The following is a 24,675-nucleotide window of genomic DNA, read 5'->3' on the forward strand; positions in this document are numbered from 1 at the left end:
CTTAACTTTCAGACGGCATTTTGATTTTAATTTTTTAGCAAAGCCAGAGAATATTTTATCATTTCCTATTTGGAAAGTATGCTGTTCGTAAATTGAGATTTATTGCTTAATCATTTATCCGTACAATCCGCCTCATCAGATATTTTAAGGAGACAATGATGAAAAAAATGCCTGTATTGTTTGTCGGGCATGGCAGCCCGATGAATGCCTTAGATAAAGAAAACCCGTTCAATCAGAATTTCAGCCTAATTACGCAAAAGTTTGCCAAACCAAAAGCGATTTTGATGATTTCAGCGCATTGGTACAGCAGCCGTTTGCAGGTTACGTCTGGCAAATATCCTGAAATGATTTACGATTTCTACGGCTTTCCTGAAGAACTCAGTCAAGTGCAATATCCTGCGCCCGGTTCGCCTGAGTTGGCGGAGCAAGTGAAGTCATTATTACAGCCGGAAAATGTCGAGCTGAATCCAACGCGTGGTTTTGATCATGGGACATGGGCGGTGTTGAAATTTCTCTATCCCGATGCCGATATTCCTGTGGTACAACTGAGCCTTAACCGTTTGCAGTCGGCAGAATGGCATTTCAATTTAGCGAAAAAATTAGCTGCTTTGCGCGAACAAGGCGTGCTGATTATCGGCAGTGGCAACATTGTGCATAATCTGAGGGCAATAAGCTGGGAACATATTGATCAAATCGGTGCCGGGTATGACTGGGCGTTTGCTTTTCGTGAAACGGTCAATCAGGCGATTACGGCACAAGATAATGAAACCTTGGTGCATTATGAGCAGCTAGGCAAAAAGGCCGAGCTTTCTGTACCAACGCCGGATCATTACTTGCCCTTGCTGTACATCATGGCATTACGCGAACCGCAAGATCAGGTTACGTTTTTCAATGACAAGCTGATTGCAGGTTCACTCAGCATGACGTCGGTTTTAGTGGGGTAAAAAGGAAAAAAATCCATCCTTTTTTGTAAATGCGCGATATTGTTCCAGACGGCATTTTGTGTCCATATAAAAGCTGCGATCTATATTGGCGAGGATGAGATTGAGCTTGTAATTTTTGAATATAAATGATTAGGATAGAACAAGTGTTGGGTTTTGAAGATGATTTATAAAAACTCTTTGAAATTTCTCTAATCTTTGAAAAAGAAAAAAGGCCATCTGAAAATCTTTCAGACGGCCTTAATGCTTTACTATTTAAAACTTAAAAGTTTGTAGGTGAGATTCATTTAGCAGAATTCAAACAGCTCTTGATGCAATGAGCATGTCTCAAGATTTCCTGCAATACTGTTTGTAAAGCTACGACTACCACAAAGCCATAGGCTGCGTGTTTCACTATTCTGAACGGTTCGTGCAACATAATCAGCCGACAATCTTTGCGTTTCAGAAGGAATAGAGTCGTTGCTAATAACCAATCGGACATTGGAACTTGCTCCGCAAGTGAAAAAGGTACTGAATGAAGTAGAGCAGTTGTTACAGCCGCCACAGTTTAATCCGACAATCCCAACTGACCCTTGAGGAGTTTTGCCAGTTAGAGCAAGCCTTGATTTCCTATCATGGCGGCTGCTTCAGCAGTGTTACCGACCAAGCCTTGCAAGCCATGGGGCTACAAAGAAATGTCAGCCTGTCGGTGCAAAACTTTATTGTCTTGCCTGAATTGCTGGAGCAAAGCGATTTATTGGTAGTCGTGCCTGAACGCTTGATTACCCATTTAGACAATCTCAAACGCTTTGAACCGCCCCTTAAAATTAAAGGTTTCACCAAAACATTGATTTGGCATGAAAGGACACATAAAGATCCTGCGTATTGTTGGGTAAGGGAACTGATTGAAAAGGCTTGTTTGGTTGATGATGGAAAATAAGCTACTTAATGTCCTATTTTGTATTCATTCTGCTCATATTTTTTCCCCAGTTCCTCCACCAAAAAATCTAAAAATACGCGTAAGCGAAGATTGACGGCTTTATCGCTGTAATAAACAGCATTGAAGGGGAGCGTTTTATTGGAGGTTTGTTCAGTTAGTAAGGGAATTAATTTTCCTTCAGTGATGTCATTGTCTACCAAAAAATCTGATAAGCAAGCAATACCACAACCTGAAAGGCACAATGATCGTAAGATTTCACCACTGTTGGCGGTAAAGTGCGGTGAAATTTTATAGGGATTTCCTTGAGCATCTCAAACCTCCCATATATTTAGAGATGTAGGCTCAGTGAAACCTAAGCATTGATGGTTGGCAAGATCTTCAGTTGATTGTGGCAAACCGTGTTTTGCCAAGTATTCTGGACTGGCAACTACGCGGAAGTGGCTATCAAACAAATGACGTGCACGCAGCCCAGAATCATCCAATTCTCCGGCTCGTAAGGCAATATCGACTTTGCGTTCAATCAGATTGATATAGCCTTCGGAAGAGGCTAGTGAAAGTTGGATATGCGGATAGCGTTCATTGAATTTTGCTGACAGTGGCACAAGCAGATGCAACACCATCGGCATGGCAGAATCTACACGTAGTACGCCTTGTGGTACTTCGTGCACTGCCAACATTTCAGCTTCAGCTGCAGCCATATCTTGCAGAATTTTCTGCACTCGGCGAAAATATTGCGAACCTTCTTCTGTGAGTCTTAGCTGTCGCGTGGTACGGTTGATTAGGTTCACGCCTAATTTTTCTTCTAGCCTTTTCACCACACGGCTTACTGCAGAATTTGCCATTGCTAGCTGCTTGGCTGCTCGGCTGAAACTGCCATTTTCGACTACTTGTACAAATACCGTTAATTCTTCAGAAGTTGTTTTCATTTTATTATTCTGTTTAACGCAAAAGAGTTTTTTTATTTTTGCACTTTTTAAGTATAAAGTAAAATAGCATAATAAAGCTCTCTTTGGGTTATTGTTTTAGGAGCAAAAGATGAATATTTTATTATTGGATGGTGGTAAAGATTTCGGACATTCACATGGTGAGTTGAACCACACACTTCACAAAAAAGCGAAAGAAATTTTGACCGCAATTGGACACAATGTAAAAGAAACTGTGATTGATGCTGGTTACGATGTTGAGGCAGAAATCGAAAAATTCTTGTGGATGGATGCCGTGATTTGGCAAATGCCAGGCTGGTGGATGCACGAACCTTGGACAGTGAAAAAATACATAGACGAAGTATTAACCGCCGGACACGGCAAGCTTTACCATAGTGATGGCCGCCATCGTGTCAATCCAACCGAAGGCTACGGCACAGGCGGTTTGTTACAAGGCAAAAAACACATGCTTTCACTTACTTGGAATGCGCCGATTGAAGCGTTCACCCGCGAAGGCGACTTCTTCGAAGGAAAAGGCGTAGATACGTTGTATATGCACTTCCACAAACTCAACGAGTTCATCGGCTTGACTCGCCTGCCGACATTCTTATGTAACGATGTGATTAAAAATCCGCAAGTTGAACAATACTTGGCAGACTACCAAGCACATTTAGAAAAAGTATTCGGTTAATTGCAAAATATTAGTTTAGAAGGTGAGCATTTTGGCTCACCTTTTTATTTTTCTTTCATCAATTTCCATATGCTCAAATCTTTTTTGCCTACACCTTTTATTCCTATAGCCTTTATAGACAACCTGAATTATTTTTTAAATACCAAATCCACCATCCACGGCAATATCCGCGCCAGTGATGAAGCTGCCTTCGTCGGAAACCAGAAGTGCAACGATGGCGGAAATGTCTTTAGGTTGGCCAAAATGTCCTAGTGGTACAAGCGAGGTTACACGGTCTTTGTGTGCTTGTGCTTCTTCGGCGGAGAGTTCGGTTTTTTCGTAAATCGGCGTTTCAATCGGGCCGACGGCGATGTTGTTCACGCGGATGCCGTCTTTGGCGAGTTCCTTCGCCCAGACAAACGTCAGCGTTTTCAGCGCGGCTTTGCTGGCGGAGTAAACCGACATATTCGGCAAGGGCTGGTTGGCAACGGCAGAGCCAATATTGACAATGCTGCCTTTGCTTTCTTTTAAGAGCGGCAGAGCCTGCGTAGTCAAATCCACCACAGCGCGCACGTTGATGTTGAACACCGTGTCAAATTCGGCCAGCGTCTGTTTGGCAATCGGCGTTACCGGCGCCATGCCAGCATTGTTCACCATGATGTCCAAGCGGTTGAATTTTTGTTTTATTTCACTAGAACGCGGCTTACGTCTTCGGTTTTGCCCACATCGGCGACGATGTAGGAAATATTGCCGTGCAGCGCGGCGGTTTCTTTGAGCGGGGCTTCCTTGCGGCCGGTGATGACCACGTTCGTGCCCATTTGTGCCAGTTTGACGGCGATGTCCTGACCGATGCCGCTGCCTGCGCCGGTTACGAGTGCGGTTTGGTTGTTGAGTGTTTGCATAATAGTCTCCTTGATATTTAGGATAGGGGCAGTAGCTTTGATGTCTGCCTGAAATAAAATGCTGGTTGAAAACCGCCCAAAAGTTTTTCAGACGGCCTTTGCTTTATTTGCCTGCTAACTCGGGCAATTTGGTAGAAATCAATTTAGGTGCAAATTCGCGGATTTCGTATTTTGCAAAATTGGGGTAGTAGCAGTCTTCTTCCAAAATCGACTGCAATTCTTCGCGGCTGTCGGTGTGGGCGAAAATCACGCCGGCGTGTGCATCGGTGTCGGTGTAAGGGCCTAGCATCAGAAATTTGCCTGCTTCGAAATGTTTTTTGAACCATTCGGTGTGTTCGACAAACATTTTTTCGTGCTTCTCGACGGGCAGGTCGGCGTTTACGGTGATGTTGATGATGTACATAGAATTTCCTTAAATAATTAGACGACACGTTATCAATTAAGCGGCAACTGCTTTGATGTTGGCGATTAAGCGGGCAGCGTGATCTTTGGCAAGTTCACGTTGGGCGTTAATTGTGGCTTCATCGTTACGGGCGGTGTAACTGATGCCGTTAGTGTAAATAGGCTCTTGAAAGTCCAGTCCGCACAACGTTGCAGTGGTTTCAAATTGGGGAATATAGTCATCAATAGTGTGTTTCATTACGCCGTCTTTTTGATAAGCGGCTACAGGTGCGCCTGTCGTGAACGACAAAATCAGTTTTTTGCCACCCAGCTTGCCTTTGCTGCCGTGCGAGAAGCCGTGCAGGAATACTTGGTCAAGCCACAATTTCATCAGGCCAGGCATGGAGTACCATGAAAAGGGAAATTGGAATACGATGACATCGGCCTTTAAAAGGGCTGCCTGTTCGGCTGCAATATCGAATTTGTAATCAGGATAAAGCGTATCCAAACGGCGGATTTCAGCCTCAGGCAAAGCTTGTGCCACTTCGCTCAAAATGGTTTGGTTAGCAATAGATGTGTTCAACTCAGGATGACCTGAAACAATTAATACGTTTTTCATGTTGTTTTACCTCTTTATAGATACTGGGATAATGATTTTGTAAAATTGGTAAGAAACCTTACCGCTTGTTGATGAGGTGTATTATACGTAGAAAAATTGTTATGATTAGACGCATAATCACTAAATCACTATTAGGTATAATCTAACAATGGACAATTCATTCTACGGACAGCTTAACGTCTTTCAGACTATCGCCCAAGAAGGCAGTATTTCAGCAGCAGCACGCAAATTGGAAATTGCGGTGCCTTCGGCGAGCCAGTCTTTGAAACTGCTGGAACAGAAAATCGGTGTGCCGCTGTTCCACCGCACAACGCGTAATATTCAATTGACAGATGCAGGTAGGCAGCTACTGGAACGTACCGAGCAAGCTATGGCAACGTTGCACCAAGCATTTGAAGAAGTGCAGAATTTTGGTGAGCAAGTGAGCGGCACCGTGCGGATTACCATGGCGCGAGTGATGTATCAATTACTATTGCGACCACATTTGAGAGAATTTCATCAACGCTATCCACAAATTCAATTAGAAATTTCACTTAATGACGGACTTTCGCACCTGATTGAGGATGGCATCGATTTGGGTATTCGCTTCGGCAATCAATTGGATGAAGGGATGGTTGCACGTAAGTTGGTAAATGAAGTGAAAGAAGGCTTGTACATCAGCCAAAGCTATGTAAAACAACATGGCATACCCAAAACGCCTAGAGATTTGTCAGCTCATAAACTTATCGGCTATCGTTTTATCTCATCCAACAAAATCGAGCCTATGGTTATCACACAAAATGGTCAAGATATCGCCATAGAAATGGATACGCCGTTGCTTTGTAACGATCCGGAAGTGTTACTAGATGCCACCCGCCAAGGTTTGGGAATAGGTAGAATTTTTACCCATAATATGCAACAACAACCAGACCAAGCAGATTTCATCCCCGTGCTGCAAAAACATTGGCGACAGTATCCACCAGTTTATCTTTATTATTTGCAACACAGTCAACGAGCGAAAAAAGTGCAGGCTGTAATTGAGTTTTTGTTGGAGAAAACCGCTGAGTTTGGATAAAACAGGCGGGCAAATTAAAAATGCTTTGAAATTTGACCGCTCTTTGCCATAAAAAAGGCCGTCTGAAACGATCATTTAAGACGGCCTTTTTCATCAAATCTTCATTTAAGTTGTACCATAGGTTGCCAAATAATTTTTCCGAAATAATTTTGGTGTGATGTGTTGTTGTTTCTTAAAAAATTTATTGAAGTGCGTGGCTTCCTCAAAACCCAGTTGCAAGGCGATTTGTTTGACGGATTGCGGCGTATGAATCAATAAACGTTTGGCTTCCAGCAGCAGGCGGTCAGTGATGACGGTTTTGGCAGACAGTCCGCTTTGGGCAAGGCAGAGCGTCCCCAGCGTTTTTTCGCTGCACGCCAGTTGAGCCGCATAAAAACCGACTTGGTGTTGCGTAGAAAAATGCTGTTCCAACAATCGGTTGAATTGTTGCCAACGCAGGTTTTGTTTATCTTCAGGCTGCGTGTTTTGCGCGTAGAGCGTAATCAGCAGCGTGAGAAAAGCCTGTAATTGCGCTTGAATCAAAGGTTGGGCATTGTTGTTTTGCCAGTCGGCATATCGGCAACGTTTGAGTTGCGTCAAGGTAGGCAGCAGCAATTCTGCGTGTGATGCATTGACCATTTGGCGATAGGGAAGGTTTTGCCATTCTTGAGTCAAATGCGTAGGCAGAAGTTCGGCAGGAAAGGACAATCCCCAGCCATCCCAGCCCTGCATAGATAAAAAATGGTGTACCTGATTGGGACGTATCAGCAGCCATTCTCCTGTCTTTTGCACTATCTGTTCAAAATCCAAAAGATGCCGACATTCGCCCTCGGTTACCCATAGCCAAATATATTGGTCAAAGCGGTGTTGGCTGCCTAACTGGGTGCGCGCCTGTTCGTCATCAGGGTGCTGGCTTTGCCAAAATTCGCTGAATAGACAAATTTCCAACTCTGTCCGAATGATTTGTGTAATTTCAGCATAATTTCCGATTTTTGCCATAAATATGCCCGTTATTGCCTTTTTATCTGGTTTATTTCACCGGATAATACCTTCTATTGATTTTTAACACAACAGGAAAAGAAACATGGCTCAAACAGCATTGATTACAGGCGCATCAAACGGTATTGGTTTAGAATTGGCAAAAATCCACGCTAAACAAGGCGGTGATTTGGTGTTGGTGGCGCGAAGTGCAGACAAATTAAACGCCTTGGCAGATGAATTACGCCATCAATACGGTGTTAAAGTTGCCGTCATTGCCAAGGACTTGGCGCAGTCGAATGCTGCAACAGAAATTTTTGCCGAAACCGAACGTTTGGGCATTACAGTTGATATTTTGATGAACAATGCAGGAATCGGCGGTCATGGACGCTTTTTTGAGCGTGATTTGGCAAAAGACACGCAGATGATTCAGCTCAATATCACCAGCCTGACGGAGCTGACCCATCTCTACCTTCAAGGCATGGTGCAACGCCGCTCGGGGAAAATTCTCAATGTATCTTCTACCGCATCGTTTCTGCCCGGTCCTTTACAAGCGGTGTATTACGCCAGCAAAGCCTATGTAACGTCATTTAGCCAAGCTATTGCCGAGGAAGTGCGCGAGTTCGGCATCACCGTAACCGTGCTTTGCCTCGGAGCCGTTGCCACGGGATTTGTACAGGCAGGTGATTTACAGGATGTTGATGCGTGGAAAAATGCCAAATCTGCCAAATCCGTTGCCGAATACGGCTATCAGGCTATGCAAAGCGGCGAGTTGGTTGCATTCAACGAAGCCAAATTGAAATTTGCGTCCGATTGGGTAATACCGCTTCTGCCGCGCAAAATTGTATTGAAAATATCGCGCATAGCAATGGAAAAGCGAAAATAGTCTAACGTATAGATTAAAAGCCGTTTGAAGGATGAAGTTCAATCGGCTTTTTTGAATTATAAGAAAGCGGCAAATATATTCTTTGGTAGAGACTAGGAATAAAAAATTAAAAAATACAAATTAGATTGGTAAGTTAGGATTAAATATCACTATTATTAATTTAACATAATATAAATTAATTTCCTTTTCCCTATTCTTCTACAAATTCCGCTTATTGTCCCTATATGTCAAATGAGAATTAATGGTACTCCAGAGAGTGTGTTCATAGTACTCCAATTTTTAGTATCAAATCAATAGGTTTTAAGAGAAATTTGGCTGTAACTCTACCACTTAATTATTGAGTAGTAGAGTAGGGCTTATTACGATACTAGGTACCTTCAACTCATAGCATATAGCTGATTTATAATGTAAAGGCCATCTGAATATCAGACGGCCTCCTGTCTGTTAGAATTTAGACATTGTAAATTTCTTCGCTCTTAACATTTTCTTAAGGCTTCCACTTCAGTCGTACCCGGAGGGTTTATACCAAAAAAGCTGAACCTTCCTTGTGACTTGAGTCAACTAATACGATCGATCTTAAAAAAACTTGCTCAAACTGAAATCAAAATAAAGCCATCGTTAACACCGAGATTTGGAAAGCTACGTGAAGGCTTTTCAAAGAGTACGAAGCATTTTACTTTCAGGACAAGCTTTGAGTTGGAATAGATTATTTGTTCTTATAGATGAGATTTTCAGGTTTTTTGTCGGGAGAAATAAGAAGTTTATCAAGGTATTCTGGGTCATGCCAGTCATCCCAAGGTGCTAGACTAAAATAAGCTTTAATAAAATCATCAATAATAGCTGAACCTTCGGTATTAATACCAATAATATTTCCTTGTTCAATTAAGTCAATATTAGGAAAATATTGTTTCAGTATATTTTTATTTACTATACCTTGTTGAATAATTGGCCAGAATCCTTTATCTAACGATTCTTCAGTAATAAACATAGCAGTAATAATATCATTTTTATCTATTTTTATATCTTCATATAAAGGAAGATTTTTTGAGGAAATTTTCATTTTGGTAATTAAGCAGGCTACACCTATCCAATCATATTTTCCAAGAATCTGTCCAACAGCTAAAAAATCATCTTCTATGGGAATGCCAAAATAATCGCCTACCTGCCATTTCTGTTTTTTTCTTGCCATTTTTTAAAGTTCCTTTCTGTAATTCAATAAGGCATGGGAATTTTTCCACCTGCTGCACGGTAGCGAGGTTCAGACATCTGATGACGTTTATTGGCCAAAGGTCCTCCTCGACTCTTGATACCGCCTTGTAATCTAATGTGATCTTCTTCCAATCGGTCTAGACATTGACCAGATTTAGTTTGCCCAAGTAAGGTAAACCTGTGAGTTACTCTGAATGCTCTATTATGTTCTCTTTGCCTGGCAAAATATCTTATTGAGGATTTGGCTTGCCCTACATATTTTTCGCCAGTTTTAGGATGTGTCCTCAGATAAACAATTCCACAAGTACCTGGTGGACAATAGCAGGGGTCAGTTTTCTCTGATTCTGGTTTGCTACACACTCCTACGTCGGGATTGGAGGTTTTATGCGAGCTACTGCTTGCTCAGTTTGTCTGAAAAGTTTTTTCAGACAAACTGATAAGTCATTTGAACAAGAGACCGCGTGTGTGCCTTGAGGAATGAACCCTATGTGCGGGTTACGGCTTGCTGTATAGTTTTTTCATTTGAGGATCAAATTTGTTGAGAACCATCAAAATTTGTATCTAACCCATCTATATATTTTTCAAAATCAAGGTTATATAGTTTTTTTAAATTTCTAATCCAGATAACAAATTCAAAGAAAATATTGATGTTCTCATCTGTTATTTCAAATATCCCATTGTCTTGATGGGAGTCTTGGACAGCTGAGATAATTCTTTTAAATATTTCTTTATTTTTTATAATTTCCTCAATAGGTAACTTTTGTAATCTTTTAATAAAAAATAACTCATCTTCAATACTTAAAATAGAAGGTAAGTTTTCTAATTTCTCATTTAGTTTGAAAATAGAATTCATATGACTTCCTAGTTAGTATGGTGAATTTTTTAAAGGTATATGAGCTCCATTAGGATCAGATTTAAATGGTCCCCATTTACCATCAGTTCTCAATGATCCTTTGGGTCCTGTAATTCTGACGGTTGGTCCTTGAGCAGCATTGGATGTGGGAAATTTCACCTGTGCTGCGGGATTTGCACCATGCCCATGAACGGAATAAGTACCATCATTATATTTAAATCCACCTTTAGGGAATTTTTGAGGGTCTGATTTCCATTGATTTTGCAAATTTTGTTTCTTAGCCCATGCCTGAATATCCTTATGATCTACTTTACCATTTTTTAAGAGTTTATCAGGGGATTTAGGTTTACCTAAGTTTTTGCATTTTCCAACACATTGTTTAGCAGCTTTATATCCTATCTTTCCTACTTTAGATAAGAGACTTATCGCTACTCTTCCAGCAACTAATAAGCCGGAGAGTAATGCGGGAATAAAAGCCCATAATCCTAATGGGTCAACCCATCCTTGAGTATTCGGCGCAAAAGCATACAAATTCTCCCCACCCCACAATCTAATCGGGTCCTGGTTGATAAACCTGCCCAAATTCGGCTCGTAATACCGATAAAAGTTATAGTGCAGCCCCGTCTCACGGTCGCAATACTGGTTTTGCAGGCGGAAGGGTTGGTGAGCAGTTCCGGATATGTTGGTTTCGTTCTTCAGTTTGCCCCAGCCGTAATAATCGCCAAACCAAACCAGGTTGCCGTCTTTATCGGTCATCTCACGCGGGATGCCGATTTGATCGCAGTGGAAGTAGTGAATTTGTTGGTGGCTTTCTCCGTCTTCGTTGGTCCAGTTGCGTACCTGTGCCAAAGGTTCGTAGCTGTCGGGATCGGTGTAGATATAGGTATATCTGCCGTCCGGTTGGACTTCCTGCAGCAGATGACTGCCGTCCCAAACGAAGCGGGTTTCTTCTTCGAGGCCGTCTGAAACTTCTTCGTTTTTCAGACGGCCTTTGCCTATCCTTCTGCCCAAGGCATCGTAGGTGTAGGCCCAAGTCTCTTTGCTGCCGTCTTTTTTGAAGATTTCCGCTTTAACCAGTTGGTCATGCAGATCGTAGAAATAGTTCTGTACTTCGCCGTCGGCCAGTTCTCGGTGGATCAGGTTGCCGAAGTGGTCGTAGTAATAGCTGTTGCCGTTGTAGGTTTTCAGGCGGTTGTCGGGGACGGTAGGGCTGTTGTGATCGGACAGGATATTGTGCGCGGGGTCGAAGGCGAACAGCTCGTTTCCGGCTTTGGTAATCCGGCCCAGTTTGTCGTATTCGAACCGGGTCGTTCCCGTCCGTTGGTCGGTACTGTGGGTCAGGTTGCCGGTACGGTCGTAGCCGTAGCTGCGTTTGACGGCATAAGCCGATGTTACTGCATTTTTAGCTGTCTCGGTCTGCGTCAGCTCGTCGTTAAGTGCGGCGATTTGCCTTTTCAGACGGCCTAAGGGATCGAGTTCGTAACGGCTGGCGAGTTTACCCTGGGTGCGGTAGATTTCGCGGTGCAGCCGATCGCGTTCGATGTCGGAGACGACTTCGTCGTCGAGGCTGATTTGGTGCAGATGGCCGCTGCCGTAATACAGGTAGTTGATCTGTCTGCCGTCGGGCAGGACGGTGGCGGTACGGTTGCCGTTGAAGTCGTAGTGGTAGCGGACGGTTTCGGTAACGGGCAGATACAGCATATCGTACTGCGCATCGCGCCAGTCGGTTTCGGGCAATCCGTTTCGGGCGTTCTCTTCCTTAGTCGGTACTTTCCATTGGTGCTGGCCGATGATTTGGCCGTTTCCGTTGTAGTCGAAGCAGGTAAAGGTAAGCGTATAGGGAAAGGTCGTCTGAAGATTAATTTCAGATAACTTCGCGGTTTTATTCGGTCTTGATACGATCTACGATTAGTTAATAAGCTTCTGCTTTATTTTTTAAAACTGGAAGATAGCTTGTATTTCTATAAAAAATAACTACTTCATCGCTGTTTATAGATTTTCCTAAAATAATGATAACGCCGTTGTCTTTAAATAGGGCTATTTCATTTTTATGTTTTTCCAAAAACTTTTTTTGATCTTCAAAGGTGGTTTCTCCTCTAGAAAAAGCTTCAAATTCAGATGGATTATATTCTTCATAAGGAGAGTATATATTCTTAAATTCTTGTTTTATTATGTCGAAATCTACGCTCTTTAGTCCGAAAATTAAAACATTCTGTAGGATATTAGTTGATTCATCAAACTGTAAAAACGCCGTTAGATTATCAGAAACAGGTAATGCGTATGTGTTTGGCATTGGTATTTCTTTTTTTCCATAACTAATGTAAGAACTATCTGCCTTTATTAATTGAGGATATTTGGATAGCGCCTCATTAACAGTAATCTTGCCTATAGTTAATCCAAATGGGGCAACTTCTTTTTGAGAGGGGTGAGCGACATTTGTCAAGAATGCATACTTCTTATTTTTAATTAATGATTTTTCATCTAGATTGTTATCTGTAGGGTAGCAAGAAACTATTGATATTAAAAATAATGTTAAGTATATTACTTTCTTTATACACGAATGAATCATTAAGTTTACTCCTTTATTTATTACACAATGAATATGTTGTACATCTACCTAAACTAGCACCGCCACCGCCACCAAATAAAATATTTGCATTAAAGGTATTACTTGCAGCTTGCCCACGAGTAGGATCTGAAGTACATACACCACCTCCAGCTCCACCTACTGGGGTCGCTACACTACCATTGACGCATGTTGAATTTGACCACCCAGTAGAAACGTTGCTTGCGCTATATGAGTATTCTCCCCCTAACGTTAAACGTTCTGCAGCTCCTGTTTCTCCACAGATAGTCGCTGCTAAACATTTACCTGTTGTTCCGTCTGGAAAATTATTGTGTATCACAGATAAACGACCGCTACCTCCTGCAACCCCTTGTCCTTCTGCAACTATACTTAATGTGTGTGAAGAGGCTGGTAGAGTTTTTGGATGATTTGCCATGGCTGCTGCTAGTGCTTTATGATATTCAGCTTGAACACCTGGAGAATTTCCATAATCTCGAAGTAGTTGAAAACCATCCAATCCTAAAGGATCTATCCAGCTTTGTATTGAATTACCAAATCTATATATATTCTCCCCACCCAACAACCCAATCGGATCCTGATTGATGAATCTTCCACATTCCGGCTCATAGTACCTGAAGAAGTTGTAATGCAGCCCCATCTCACGGTCGCAATACTGGTTTTGCAGGCGGAAGGGTTGGTGAGCAGTTCCGGATATGTTGGTTTCACTCTTCAGTTTGCCCCAGCCGGTATAGTTGCCAAACCAAACCAGGTTGCCGTCTTTATCGGTCATCTCACGCGGGATGCCGATTTGGTCGCAGTGGAAGTAGTGGATTTCCTGTTTGCTTTCGCCTTCGGCATTGGTGTGGTTGCGGACCTGTGCCAAGGGTTCGTAGGAATCCGGGTCGGTGTAGAGATAGGTATATCTGCCGTCCGGGTGGACTTCCTGCAAGAGGTGGCTGCCGTCCCAGACGAATCCGGTTTCCCCTTCGAGGCCGTCTGAAGCTTCTTCGTTTTTCAGACGGCCTTTGCCTATCCTTCTGCCCAAGGCGTCGTAGGTGTAGAGCCAAGTTTCTTTGCTGCCGTCTTTTTTGAAGATTTCCGCTTTAACCAGTTGGTCATGCAGGTCGTAGAAGTAGTTCTGTACTTCGCCGTCGGCCAGTTCTCGGTGGATCAGGTTGCCGAGGTCGTCGTAGTAATAGGTCGTGCCGTTGTAGGTTTTCAGGCGGTTGTCGGGGACGGCATTGAGGTCGTCTGAAAGGATATTGTGCGCGGGGTCGAAGGCGAACCGTTCGCTGCCCGCTTGGGTAATCCTGCCCAGTTTGTCGTACTCGAACCGGGTCGTCCCAGTCCGCTGGTCGGTGCTGTGGGTCAGGTTGCTGGTGCGGTCGTAGCCGTAGCTGCGTTTGACGGCGGTTTGGCCATAACCCGCCGCTACTTTGGTTTTGCCTTTGCCGCCTTCCGTCAGGTCGTTGAGGGTGGCGATTTGCCTTTTCAGACGACCTAAGGGGTCAAGTTCGTAACGGCTGGCGAGCTTACCCTGTGTGCGGTAGATTTCGCGGTGCAGTTTGTCGCGTTCGATGTCGGTGATGACTTCGTCGTCAAGGCTGATTTGGTGCAGGTGGCCGCTGCCGTAATACAGGTAGTTGATCTGTCTGCCGTCGGGCAGGACGGTGGCGGTGCGGTTGCCGTTGAAGTCGTAGTGGTAGCGGATGACGTTTAGGGAAAGGTCGTCTGAAAATTTTCAGAGAACCTTGCGATGGCTTCTATGCTACTTCATTCAAGTCCATAATCAGGAATAGATAATTGAAATGGAGACAATATTAAAGACTCTCCGCTTTTAATATTTTTTACATGAAACAGTACAAGACCCATTGTCCAGCGTTTATCAGTTTGAATATCTAAATCACACTGTTCCTGTTCATTAATTGAAAAATGAATTCCCTGTTTATTTTCAAACTGAATTAATCCATTTACTAGAATACCAACAATAGCAAAAGGTGGTATCCACATTGCTTGTATAGCGTAGGAGTCAGTATCAGATAATTCAAAATAAAAATTATCTGATATTCCAATATTTTTTATTCTTTCAATAATAAATTTTTCATACTCTATATAATTTTCAATTATCTCATCAGGATTTCTCATAAAATCAAGACAATCAATAAACTCATATGAATAAGCAAAAAAATTTCTAATATCTTGCGGTTTATAAGGTAACTTCATTATATTTCCTCCTTAAAATATAAGTATGATTTTCTCAGCAAACCGCTGAGCATTTTCAGGGAATCGTGATTTTTGAACCTTAAATGAAAATAAGTCATTTCCTTTTCCATTATTAGGGCATTTTTCTTTTAATGCCTTGTTTATGTCTGATTCTATATTCTTCAATTCACTAGGCAAATCTTTTCCCATTGCTCCTTTTGTTAGCATATCAGTAGCAATAAAAGCATCAATATCTGAAGATGGACTCCAGTTCGTACCCTTATAACTACTTTTCCCTGAAGCGGTACTACCTCTTATTCCAACTCTCGCATCAGAGGCAATACTTTTAATATCATTTTCACGTTTTCCTACCTCAAGTTTAGTGTACTCAATAATGTCTTCTCTAGAACATGGGGTATTGCATGCACCAGGAGTAGGAGATAAACCTAGTAAATCAACCCATACTTGTGTATTTTTTGCAAACCGATAAAGATTCTCTCCACCCAGCAACCCAATCCTATCCTGATTCACAAACCGCCCCGCATCAGGCTCGTAATACCTGAAGAAGTTGTAATGCAACCCTGTTTCTTCATCGCAATACTGATTCTGTAAACGGAAGGGTTGGTATGCGTTATACGTTACCTTGGTTTCCTCTTTCAGACAGCCCCAACCGGTGTAGTTGCCAAACCAAACCAGGTTGCCGTCGCTATCGGTCATCTCTCTCGGGATGCCGATTTGGTCGCAGTGGAAGTAGTGGATTTCCTGTTTGCTTTCGCTGTCTTCGTTGGTCCAATTGCGTACCTGTGCCAAGGGTTCGTAGCTGTCGGGATCGGTGTAGATATAGGTATACCTGCCGTCCGGTTGGATTTCCTGCAAGAGGTGGCTGCCGTCCCAAACGAAGCGGGTTTCCTCTTCGAGGCCGTCTGAAACTTCTTCGTTTTTCAGACGGCCTTTGCCTATCCTCCTGCCCAAGGCGTCGTAGGTGTAGGCCCAAGTCTCTTTCGTGCCGTCTTTTTTGAAGATTTCCGCCTTAACCAGTTGGTCATGCAGGTCGTAGAAGTAGTTCTGTACTTCGCCGTCGGCCAGTTCTCGGTGGATGAGGTTGCCGAAGTGGTCGTAGTAATAGCTGCTGCCGTTGTAGGTTTTCAGGCGGTTGTCGGGGACGGTAGGGCTGTTGTGATCGGACAGGATATTGTGCGCGGGGTCAAAGGCGAACAGCTCGTTTCCGGCTTTGGTAATCCGGCCCAGTTTGTCGTATTCGAACCGGGTCGTTCCCGTCCGTTGGTCGGTACTGTGGGTCAGGTTGCCGGTACGGTCGTAGCCGTAGCTGCGTTTGACGGCGGTTTGGCCATAGCCCGCCGCTACTTTGGTTTTGCCTTTGCCGCCTTCCGTCAAATCGTTAAGGGTGGCGATTTGCCGTTTCAGACGACCTAAGGGATCGAGTTCGTAGCGGCTGGCGAGTTTACCTTGTGTACGGAAGATTTCGCGGTGCAGCTTATCGCGTTCGATGTCGGTGATGACTTCGTCGTCGAGGCTGATTTGGTGCAGGTGGCCGCTGCCGTAATACAGGTAGTTGATCTGTCTGCCGTCGGGCAGGACGGTGGCGGTGCGGTTGCCGTTGAAGTCGTAGTGGTAGCGGATGCTTTCGGTAACCGGCAGATACAGCATATCGTACTGCGCATCGCGCCAGTCGGTTTCGGGCAAACCGTTTCGGGCGTTCTCTTCCTTAGTTGGTACTTTCCATTGGTGCTGGCCGATGATTTGGCCGTTGCCGTTGTAGTCGAAGCAGGTGATGCTGTGGCGGTTGGCGGCACGGACGAGGTTGCCGTCCAAGTCGTATTGGTAAACGGTTTCCTGAACCTTGTCGTTGTTGCGGGCGAGGGTATGGATTAAGCGGCCCAATACATCGCGTTTGAACTCGGTAATCCGCAGCGGGGTTTGGCTGTCGAGGCCGTCTGAAAGCGGGGCGGCGTCTTTTTTGGGGACGGGTTGTCCGCCCAGCTGCGCCATCAGTTTGGCGGCGAGGGAGGCGTCATCGCCGAATTCACGCTGCTCGACCAGTTCGTTGCCGGCGTTGTAGCGGTAGCCGGTCAGTTTATGGTCGAAACCGCTTTCGGCAATCAATCGGTCAAGGGCGTCATAGGCAAAGCGGTAGCGCGCACCGTTTTCATTGGTGAGGCCGACTAAGCGGCGGGCTTGGTCGTAATGGTAGCCGAAGGTATGGCCCAGCGCATTGGTGCGTCGGGTCGGCAAACCGTCCTGGCTGTATTCGTAGGTGGTTTTGGCTTGGATTGTTATGGAAGAAATATTTCAGACGACCTCGAAAAAGGAGTGAGGTCGTTTGAAAAGCAGAAACCGCAACACCCTATGTTGTGGAGGTTTCATGCGAATTGCGGCTTGCTATCGTTATATCTAATGATACGGAGCAACTTAGTTTTAAAAAGGGAACAATGTTTGCAAGAAAAACTATGATTTACTAATTTTTTTTAATAGTTTAGTAATATTTTCTTTTTCGCTTTGATTAATTTCAGAATTATCTTGATAGTCCAAAAGCATAAAATATAACATATCTAAATAATTACACTTGGCTTTTTTTTTATCTAACTCTTTTTTAATATCTAAGATATATTTTAGTCTTTCAGGTTTATTAATTAATAAATATCGAATAATAAATCTTCCTATTTCGCAAGCCACTGAACTTTCATAAAGCTCAGACGCTGAAGTAATTTTATTTATTAATTTAAACCTTTTAGCTTTAGTTATTTGGGAAAAGTCAAGATCTGAACTTTCTAGGGTAATAATAAATTCCCAAAGCCCCCTATTTTGGATTATTTTTTTATTACTGAGGAGGTGATATATAAAAAAGAATGTGTCGTTATCAATAGTAGGTTGAAATATTGTGCTATCTAAGTTTAGAGAAATATATTCCAAAGCATCTTGTAAATCCTTTTTATTTTCTAATGAGTGTAAATATTTAATTATTTCTAGATTGCTCATTGCACTAATTATTTTATAGTTCATTTTCATAGCCTTTATATTTTAAAATTATGGCAATGCTAAACTACCAGCTCCTGCTACGGGGGTGGCAACAAATGATATAGCAACAGCTCTTACAATTTTATACCCTATGTAGATTGCAGCGGCGGTTCCCGCTGCTTTCCCCACAGTTTTCAAATTTTCTTGGGTTTGACTATTAGGTACTGAAGAAGGTGAGGTACATTTACCAGGGGATGGTGGAGGTAAATCATCGCAATTATCATTTAACCATTGTTTATGTTTTTTCAAAGTTTCTTTAAGTTGTTCAACTAGTTGAATATGTCCTTCAACTGAATCTCTAGGCTTCATACCAGGTTTGTGCTTATATGGTAAATTTCCAGGATTAGCTTTGATTTCTTGATTTCTTTTAATAATATCATTTTCTATATTGCTAATCTTTTTACGTCTAGCAATACAATCAGGATGGTCAAATGCAAATTTATTTTTTAATCCTAATATGTCAAGCCAACCTTGAACGTTCGGTGCAAACTGATAAACGTTAAAGCCACCCCACAACCCAATCGGATCCTGATTCACAAACCGACCCGCATCAGGTTCATAGTACCTGAAGAAGTTGTAATGCAACCCCGTCTCATGGTCGGCGTATTGGTTTTGCAGGCGGAAGGGCTGGTATGCGCTAGCCGTTACCTTGGTTTCCTCTTTCAGACGACCCCAGCCGGTGTAGTTGCCAAACCATAAGAGGTTGCCGTCTTTATCGGTCATCTCTCTCGGGATGCCGATTTGGTCGCAGTGAAAGTAGTGGATTTCCTGTTTGCTTTCGCCGTCTTCGTTGGTCCAATTGCGTACCTGCGCCAAGGGTTCGTAGGAATCCGGATCGGTGTAGAGATAGGTATATCTGCCGTCCGGTTGGATTTCCTGCAAGAGGTGGCTGCCGTCCCAAACGAAGCGGGTTTCTTCTTCGAGGCCGTCTGAAACTTCTTCGTTTTTCAGACGGCCTTTGCCTATCCTTCTACCCAAAGCGTCGTAGGTGTAGGCCCAAGTCTCTTTCGTGCCGTCTTTTTTGAAGATTTCCGCTTTAACCAGTTGGTCATGCAGATCGTAGAAGTAGTTCTGTACTTCGCCGTCGGCCAGTTCGCGGTGGATCAGGTTGCCGAAGTGGTCGTAGTAATAGCTGCTGCCGTTGTAGGTTTTCAGGCGGTTGTCGGTGACGGCATTGAGGTCGTCTGAAAGGATATTGTGCGCGGGGTCGAAGGCGAACACTTCATTACCCGCTTGGGTAATCCTGCCCAGTTTGTCGTACTCGAGCCGGGTTGTGCCCGTCCGCTGGTCGGTACTGTGGGTCAGGTTGCCGGTACGGTCGTAGCCGTAGCTGCGTTTGACGGCATAGACCGATGTTACTGCATTTTTAGCTGTCTCGGTCTGCGTCAGCTCGTTGAGTGCGGCAATTTGCCTTTTCAGACGGCCTAAGGGATCGAGTTCGTAACGGCTGGCGAGTTTACCCTGAGTACGGTAGATTTCGCGGTGCAGCTTATCGCGTTCGATGTCGGAGATGACTTCGTCGTCGAGGCTGATTTGGTGCAGATGGCCGCTGCCGTAATACAGGTAGTTGATCTGTCTGCCGTCGGGCAGGACGGTGGCGGTACGGTTGCCGTTGAAGTCGTAGTGGTAGCGGATGCTTTCGGTAACGGGCAGGTACAGCATGTCGTACTGCGCATCGCGCCAGTCAGTTTCGGGCAATCCGTTTCGAGTGTTCTCTTCCTTAGTCGGTACTTTCCATTGGTGCTGGCCGATGATTTGGCCGTTGCCGTTGTAGTCGAAGCAGGTGATGCTGTGGCGGTTGGCGGCACGGACGAGGTTGCCGTCCAAGTCGTATTGGTAAGCAGTTTCCTGAACCTTGTCGTTGTTGCGGGCGAGGGTATGGATTAAGCGTCCCAATATATCGCGTTTGAACTCGGTAATCCGCAGCGGGGTTTGGCTGTCGAGGCCGTCTGAAAGCGGGGCGGCGTCTTTTTTGGGGACGGGCTGTCCGCCCAGCTGCGCCATCAGTTTGGCGGCGAGGGAGGCGTCGTCGCCGAATTCGCGCTGCTCGACCAGCTCGTTGCCGGCGTTGTAGCGGTAGCCGGTCAGTTTATGGTCGAAACCGCTTTCGGCAATCAGGCGGTCGAGGACGTCGTAGGCAAAGCGGTAGCGCGCACCGTTTTCATTGGTGAGGCCGACTAAGCGGCGGGCTTGGTCGTAGTGGTAGCCGAAAGTATGGCCCAAGGCGTTGGTGCGTTGGGTCGGCAGACCGTCTTGGCCGTATTCGTAGGCGGTGGTATGACCTTCGCCGTCGGTATGGGTGGTCAGACGACCTGCACCATCGTAGCCGAAGGTCTCTTTGCTACCGTCGGGATAGAGGGCGAGGGTAAGGTTTTGATCGGCATCGTAGTGGTATTCGGTGTGCTGTCCCAGCGCATCGGTAATACGCGCCAGCTGTCCTTCGGGGGTATAAGAGAGTTTGGTTTCGTAACCCGAACAGTCGGTAATCCGGTCGGGCTGATGGTTTTCGTTATAGTGGTAGGCGGTACTGCTGCCGTTCGGATCGGTTACCGACAGCAACAGACCGTTGCCGGCATATTCGAAACGGGTGATGTGTTTCAGCGGGTCGGTATGGGTCAGCAGGTTGCCCGCTTCGTCATAGGTATAGCCGTGGTAACGGCTTTCGGCATCACTTTTACGGATCAGACGGTAGCTGTCGTCATAGTCGAAATGCAGGATAACGCCGTCCGGACGGGTAATACTTTCTACCTGGCCTTCATTACTGTACTGATAACGGGTAACGCGTCCCATTGCATCGGTATGGCTGAGCAGACGGCCCAAGTCGTCGCGTTCCATCAGGTTGGTGCTGCCGTCGGCAAACACCCGTTTGGTCAGCTCGTTGTTGTAATCGTAATGGTATTGCTCGGTACGGCCCAGTATGTCGGTTACCTCGGTGTAACCTTCGTGATAGGTAAAACGCCATTCCTCGCCCAAAGAAGTCCAGTTGCGGATGACTTTGCCGGTTGGGGTGTAATGGTCATATTCGTATTCCGATACCAATCCGGCCGCATCCGTATGCGACACCATCAGATTGTTTTTATAGCCGAAGCTGCGTTTGACGTTGCCGTCGCGACCGATGACGTGGATTAAGTCACCGCTGCCGTTGTATTCGTAGCGGACCAGTGGATTGCCGACCCGAATGGTTTCGCCGAAGGATGGCAAACCTTCCAACAGCGACACCGACAGCAGCCGCATTTTGGGTGACTGCTCATCGGCCACATTGCCGAAGTTCAGTGAGAATACCCGGCCGTTGCCGTCAATAATGTATTGCGGCAGACCGGTCAGCGGATGATAGACGAAACGCTGATGGTTGCCGTTGGTGTCTTCTACCGCGACCAAAGGGAAGAGGGTGGCATCTTCGTCCGAACCGTCTTCCGCTACGGTTAAAGGGGCAAAACGCAGTGCTATCGAACCGTCCAGCGAAGCAATGACGTAATGGCCGTCCGGATTCTTGCTGAACCAAATCTGTTCGCTCTCGAACAATACCGGCTCTTCGTCATCTTCATCCACTTCCGGCAAAGGGAACAGACGGCCCTGATCGTCGATATAGGCCAATCCGGCCGCATCGCGGATGATGCGTTGGCAGCCCGGTACGCTCCAGCCCTCACCGAGCCAGCCGGTACCGTCCTGGTCGGAATAATAACTGCGGCTCCAAACCAGCGGCAGGATGCCTTCAAAGGCAAAGTCGGTTTCATTTGTCAAAAACTTCAAACCATGTATCGGATTGACCGGACGGCCGGCACCTACCGCACCCTTACAGGACAGACAGGTTTTAGGGGGGAGTCTTTTGCTGAACTTGCCGTTCATATGGAACATATCGCCGGTACGCACGATATAGCGTTTGCGGATTTTAACCGAGGAAGAATGGCGCATCGGCCAGGCAGGTTTGGTGGCGGTGCGGCTCTTTACCCCTTTGCGGCCAGGAAGGGCGATTTCGTCGCCATAAGTTTTATCCGTTTTACTGGCTTTAAAGACAAAAGCAGGCTTGCGGTTGAGGCGTACGTCTTTGGCGACGGTTTTGGCACCGCCGAGGTCGGCAAAGAGCGGGAAGGGAATGGGTGGAACGGAAGGGGGAGCGGGCGGAGGCGGCCAACAGAAATCGGGGATGGTAAAGACAACGCGGAACTTGCTGCTTTTACGGGCGATTTTATTGACGGCCATGGGGTGCTTTACTCCAGAGATTGGATGATGATATGAAGATTGATATCCGTTGACTGAATCTTACTTTATTTAGATATGAATAAAAAGGTCATCTGAAAAATTTCAGGTAAGCTTTTTGTAAAAGTTATTGTACGGCTAGGAGAAACAGGAATGAATAGACTAAAATACTAGTATTATAAATTTAACATAATATAAATTAATTTCCTTTTCTCTATTCTTCTACAAATTCCGCTTATTGTTCCTATATGTCAAATGAGAATTAATGATACTCTAGAGAGAGTGCTCATAGTACTCCAATTTTTAGTATGTAATCAATAGGTTTTAAGATAAATTTGGCTACTTAATTTTACCTTACCTTTACTACCTAATTTATTGTGTAGTGGAATAGGGGAGGTATAAGAATACCAAGTAGCATCAAACTCTTGTGAAATAAATAAAGCGTCGAGGATAGCTAATTTATACTGCAAAGGCTGTCTGAAACATTAAGTCCAGACGGCCTATTTTGCAAATTTTTTTGGCAAGCTGATAAGTTAAACTATAAGAAATTTGCAAGTTAATTACATTATGAATATAAAATAATAATCTTACAAGATCTCATCTGGCCGACCTTTAATTTCAAAACCTATGTTCTATTTTAATTAGAAATTCATTCCGTTTATAACGATTTAGCCAGGACGAGCTTTTGTTGTCGGTGTGTTTGATGCTGAAAACGGGCGTGATGCCGCGAAGGAAAGGGCGATCGAATTTGATGTCTAACTGATAGGTGCGTTCGAAATCATGGCGGCGGGTTTCCAGCCAGGCATGGTAGTCCTGATAGGCTGTTTTACGCCAGATTGCCTGAAAGGTGGCGTCGATGCCGGATTCGAAACGTTTGTTGACACCCGCGCGCAGGCCGTGTCGACGGTAGGAATCCACTTTTTCGCGGCTGTTTTTGCGTAGATAGTCGTAGCCGCCGAATATCAGCCAGTCTTTCGGCAGGGCGTAGATGGCGGTGGTGAACAGAAGCGTCTGCGGGCCGTTGAAATGTTTTAATTCGCCGCGGTAGCGGTCGTATTTGTGGTCGAGCTGCACGCCCAGCGAGGCTTGGTCGGAAAAGGTGCGGCTGTATGCCGTGCTGATGCCGGCGCTGCTGTCGCGCAGTTTGCCGCCCGACCATTCGTATTGCACCTGCGGGCCGACACTGAAGGAATGGTCTTTGTTCTGAAAACTGTAGGCGGGGCTGACGTTGATATTGTGTTCGCCGTATTCTTTGTTGCCGGGATAGAGCCGGCCCCATGCGTAGCCGCCCAGTTGCAGACCGTGGTGGCCGTTGAGTGAAATGCGTCTGCTCAAGTTGGCTTCATATACCCACATCCGGTTTTTCAACGCATCGGGCGCGTAGGCGTCAAGCTGTTCGTTGCGGCAGGACAGCATTCCGGCATCGTCCAGAATCGGCTGCCCGTTCGAATCGAAACCGCAGCTTGTCTGATTGCGGACAACCGTCGCGCCCGACGACTGGTTTAAGTTGGTGTCGTAACCCGCGCCGAACGAAACCGAGCCGCTCCACGCATCGCGTTTCTTCAAAGCGTCGGCAAACACTTTGATTTTCTCATTGACGGCGGGCACTTCGGGAATATCGATGCCGTCGAACAATGCCGCCGATTCTTTGTTTTGTTTGTCTATAAACAGCAGCCGCGCCAAATCCAGGCGGCCGCGCAGAAATTCGGGATTTTGGTGGTAAAGCTTGCGGTATTTCGCCAGCGCGGCCTTCAAATCGTCGCGGAACACCGCCTGATTGGCCTCGGCAAACAGCACTATATCGGGATCGTAAACATCCTGACGGCGGTAAATGTCCAACAGCCGCACCGTTTCCTCTTCGTTTTGCGCGTTGACCGCCTTCATCAGCGACAACGCCAAATCTTCGCCGTCCTGCACTTCTCCCGCGCCGAACTCAACCGCCGTATTGTCCGCTTCGTTCCTTTCCTGCTGCGCGCGGCGGAGTTCCGTCCCCTGTTTGAGCTGCATGAAGCGGTCTTCCCTGTCGTCGGCAAGCGCGTGGGGCAGCAGGCTGATAAAAAAAGGAAGGAGCAAAAGGCGTTTCATAAAATTCTTTCCTGTGTATCGGGCGGCTTTGTTTTTCAGACGACCTTTTCAAAGAAAAGCTGACATTTCATCTTTACCGGGCAAAAACATTTTTTATTTGAATGAAAGCCCCTGCCGGGTCGTCTGAAAAATGAGCTTCTCAAGCCCATCGAAGCAGCACGCCTTCAAACTCACGGGCCGTTCGGAAAATACCGGCTTAAACGCATTGCGAAGCCCGATATTTCCGAACGGCCCTGTACGATGTGCATTGTGTGTCGGATGATTTGTGTTTTATA

At 45.3% G+C, this 24,675-nt stretch carries 15 protein-coding genes and 5 pseudogenes; 5 read left to right on the plus strand and 15 right to left on the minus strand.

Features of this window, described 5'->3' with window-relative positions; genetic code table 11:
• Window positions 1-158 precede the first annotated feature (158 nt).
• Window positions 159-944 (plus strand): 4,5-DOPA-extradiol-dioxygenase, encoded by a 786-nt coding sequence (gene ygiD, locus BBP27_RS03545; RefSeq protein WP_188211740.1) that lies wholly within the window; start codon window positions 159-161, stop codon window positions 942-944.
• 562 nt (window positions 945-1,506) lie between these two features.
• Window positions 1,507-1,860, plus strand: coding sequence for a LysR substrate-binding domain-containing protein (locus tag BBP27_RS03550; RefSeq protein ID WP_223168923.1), 354 nt, complete (start codon window positions 1,507-1,509; stop codon window positions 1,858-1,860).
• A 5-nt stretch (window positions 1,861-1,865) separates the two neighbouring features.
• Here the strand turns inward: BBP27_RS03550 and yafC are convergent.
• Window positions 1,866-2,786: pseudogene (gene yafC / locus BBP27_RS03555) on the minus strand (DNA-binding transcriptional regulator YafC).
• 109 nt (window positions 2,787-2,895) lie between these two features.
• Here yafC and BBP27_RS03560 point away from each other — a divergent pair.
• Window positions 2,896-3,474, plus strand: a complete 579-nt coding sequence (locus BBP27_RS03560; RefSeq protein WP_188211724.1) for an NAD(P)H-dependent oxidoreductase — start codon at window positions 2,896-2,898, stop codon at window positions 3,472-3,474.
• Between the two features lie 135 nt (window positions 3,475-3,609).
• Here the strand turns inward: BBP27_RS03560 and BBP27_RS03565 are convergent.
• The 3 genes and pseudogenes from BBP27_RS03565 to BBP27_RS03580 form a co-directional block, all read right to left on the minus strand.
• Window positions 3,610-4,355, minus strand: a pseudogene (locus BBP27_RS03565) (SDR family NAD(P)-dependent oxidoreductase).
• A gap of 103 nt (window positions 4,356-4,458) precedes the next feature.
• Entirely contained in the window at window positions 4,459-4,758 is a 300-nt protein-coding gene (locus BBP27_RS03575) for a YciI family protein (protein ID WP_188211725.1), read from the minus strand.
• A gap of 36 nt (window positions 4,759-4,794) precedes the next feature.
• Window positions 4,795-5,355 carry an NAD(P)H-dependent oxidoreductase gene (locus BBP27_RS03580; protein WP_188211726.1) on the minus strand — a complete coding sequence of 187 codons (561 nt, stop codon included), beginning with the start codon at window positions 5,353-5,355 and terminating at the stop codon, window positions 4,795-4,797.
• A gap of 148 nt (window positions 5,356-5,503) precedes the next feature.
• Here BBP27_RS03580 and BBP27_RS03585 point away from each other — a divergent pair, with 148 nt between their 5' ends.
• Window positions 5,504-6,409 carry a LysR family transcriptional regulator gene (locus BBP27_RS03585; protein ID WP_188211727.1) on the plus strand — a complete coding sequence of 302 codons (906 nt, stop codon included), beginning with the start codon at window positions 5,504-5,506 and terminating at the stop codon, window positions 6,407-6,409.
• Between the two features lie 105 nt (window positions 6,410-6,514).
• Here the strand turns inward: BBP27_RS03585 and BBP27_RS03590 are convergent, their stop codons facing one another.
• Window positions 6,515-7,387: a helix-turn-helix domain-containing protein gene (locus BBP27_RS03590; protein WP_188211728.1), complete on the minus strand. Its 873-nt coding sequence runs from the start codon at window positions 7,385-7,387 to the stop codon at window positions 6,515-6,517.
• Between the two features lie 85 nt (window positions 7,388-7,472).
• Between BBP27_RS03590 and BBP27_RS03595 the strand changes: the two genes are divergently transcribed.
• Window positions 7,473-8,252, plus strand: coding sequence for an SDR family NAD(P)-dependent oxidoreductase (locus tag BBP27_RS03595; RefSeq protein WP_188211729.1), 780 nt, complete (start codon window positions 7,473-7,475; stop codon window positions 8,250-8,252).
• 706 nt (window positions 8,253-8,958) lie between these two features.
• Here BBP27_RS03595 and BBP27_RS03600 read toward each other — a convergent pair.
• The 10 genes and pseudogenes from BBP27_RS03600 to BBP27_RS03645 all read right to left on the minus strand — a co-directional run bounded on the left by BBP27_RS03600 (window position 8,959) and on the right by BBP27_RS03645 (window position 24,400).
• Window positions 8,959-9,441: an Imm26 family immunity protein gene (locus BBP27_RS03600; protein ID WP_188211730.1), complete on the minus strand. Its 483-nt coding sequence runs from the start codon at window positions 9,439-9,441 to the stop codon at window positions 8,959-8,961.
• A gap of 549 nt (window positions 9,442-9,990) precedes the next feature.
• Window positions 9,991-10,314, minus strand: a complete 324-nt coding sequence (locus tag BBP27_RS03605; RefSeq protein ID WP_188211731.1) for a hypothetical protein — start codon at window positions 10,312-10,314, stop codon at window positions 9,991-9,993.
• Window positions 10,315-10,326: 12 nt separating this feature from the next.
• Window positions 10,327-12,144 (minus strand): annotated as a pseudogene (locus BBP27_RS03610) (RHS repeat-associated core domain-containing protein); the annotation flags it as partial.
• 82 nt (window positions 12,145-12,226) lie between these two features.
• A complete protein-coding gene (locus BBP27_RS03615; protein WP_070849153.1) occupies window positions 12,227-12,883 on the minus strand; it encodes a hypothetical protein in 657 nt (218 codons plus the stop codon).
• A gap of 13 nt (window positions 12,884-12,896) precedes the next feature.
• Window positions 12,897-14,591, minus strand: a pseudogene (locus BBP27_RS03620) (RHS repeat-associated core domain-containing protein); the annotation flags it as partial.
• A 62-nt stretch (window positions 14,592-14,653) separates the two neighbouring features.
• Window positions 14,654-15,103, minus strand: coding sequence for a hypothetical protein (locus BBP27_RS03625; RefSeq protein WP_070849145.1), 450 nt, complete (start codon window positions 15,101-15,103; stop codon window positions 14,654-14,656).
• A 12-nt stretch (window positions 15,104-15,115) separates the two neighbouring features.
• Window positions 15,116-17,362 (minus strand): annotated as a pseudogene (locus BBP27_RS03630) (RHS repeat-associated core domain-containing protein); the annotation flags it as partial.
• Between the two features lie 186 nt (window positions 17,363-17,548).
• Window positions 17,549-18,103, minus strand: coding sequence for a hypothetical protein (locus BBP27_RS03635; RefSeq protein WP_265511159.1), 555 nt, complete (start codon window positions 18,101-18,103; stop codon window positions 17,549-17,551).
• A gap of 24 nt (window positions 18,104-18,127) precedes the next feature.
• Complete coding sequence (locus BBP27_RS03640) at window positions 18,128-22,318, minus strand: DUF6531 domain-containing protein (RefSeq protein ID WP_265511160.1); 4,191 nt, start codon at window positions 22,316-22,318, stop codon at window positions 18,128-18,130.
• A gap of 615 nt (window positions 22,319-22,933) precedes the next feature.
• Complete coding sequence (locus BBP27_RS03645) at window positions 22,934-24,400, minus strand: surface lipoprotein assembly modifier (protein WP_188212022.1); 1,467 nt, start codon at window positions 24,398-24,400, stop codon at window positions 22,934-22,936.
• Between the last annotated feature and the right edge of the window lie 275 nt (window positions 24,401-24,675).

It is taken from the genome of Neisseria sp. RH3002v2g (assembly GCF_014596425.2).
GTDB lineage: Bacteria > Pseudomonadota > Gammaproteobacteria > Burkholderiales > Neisseriaceae > Neisseria.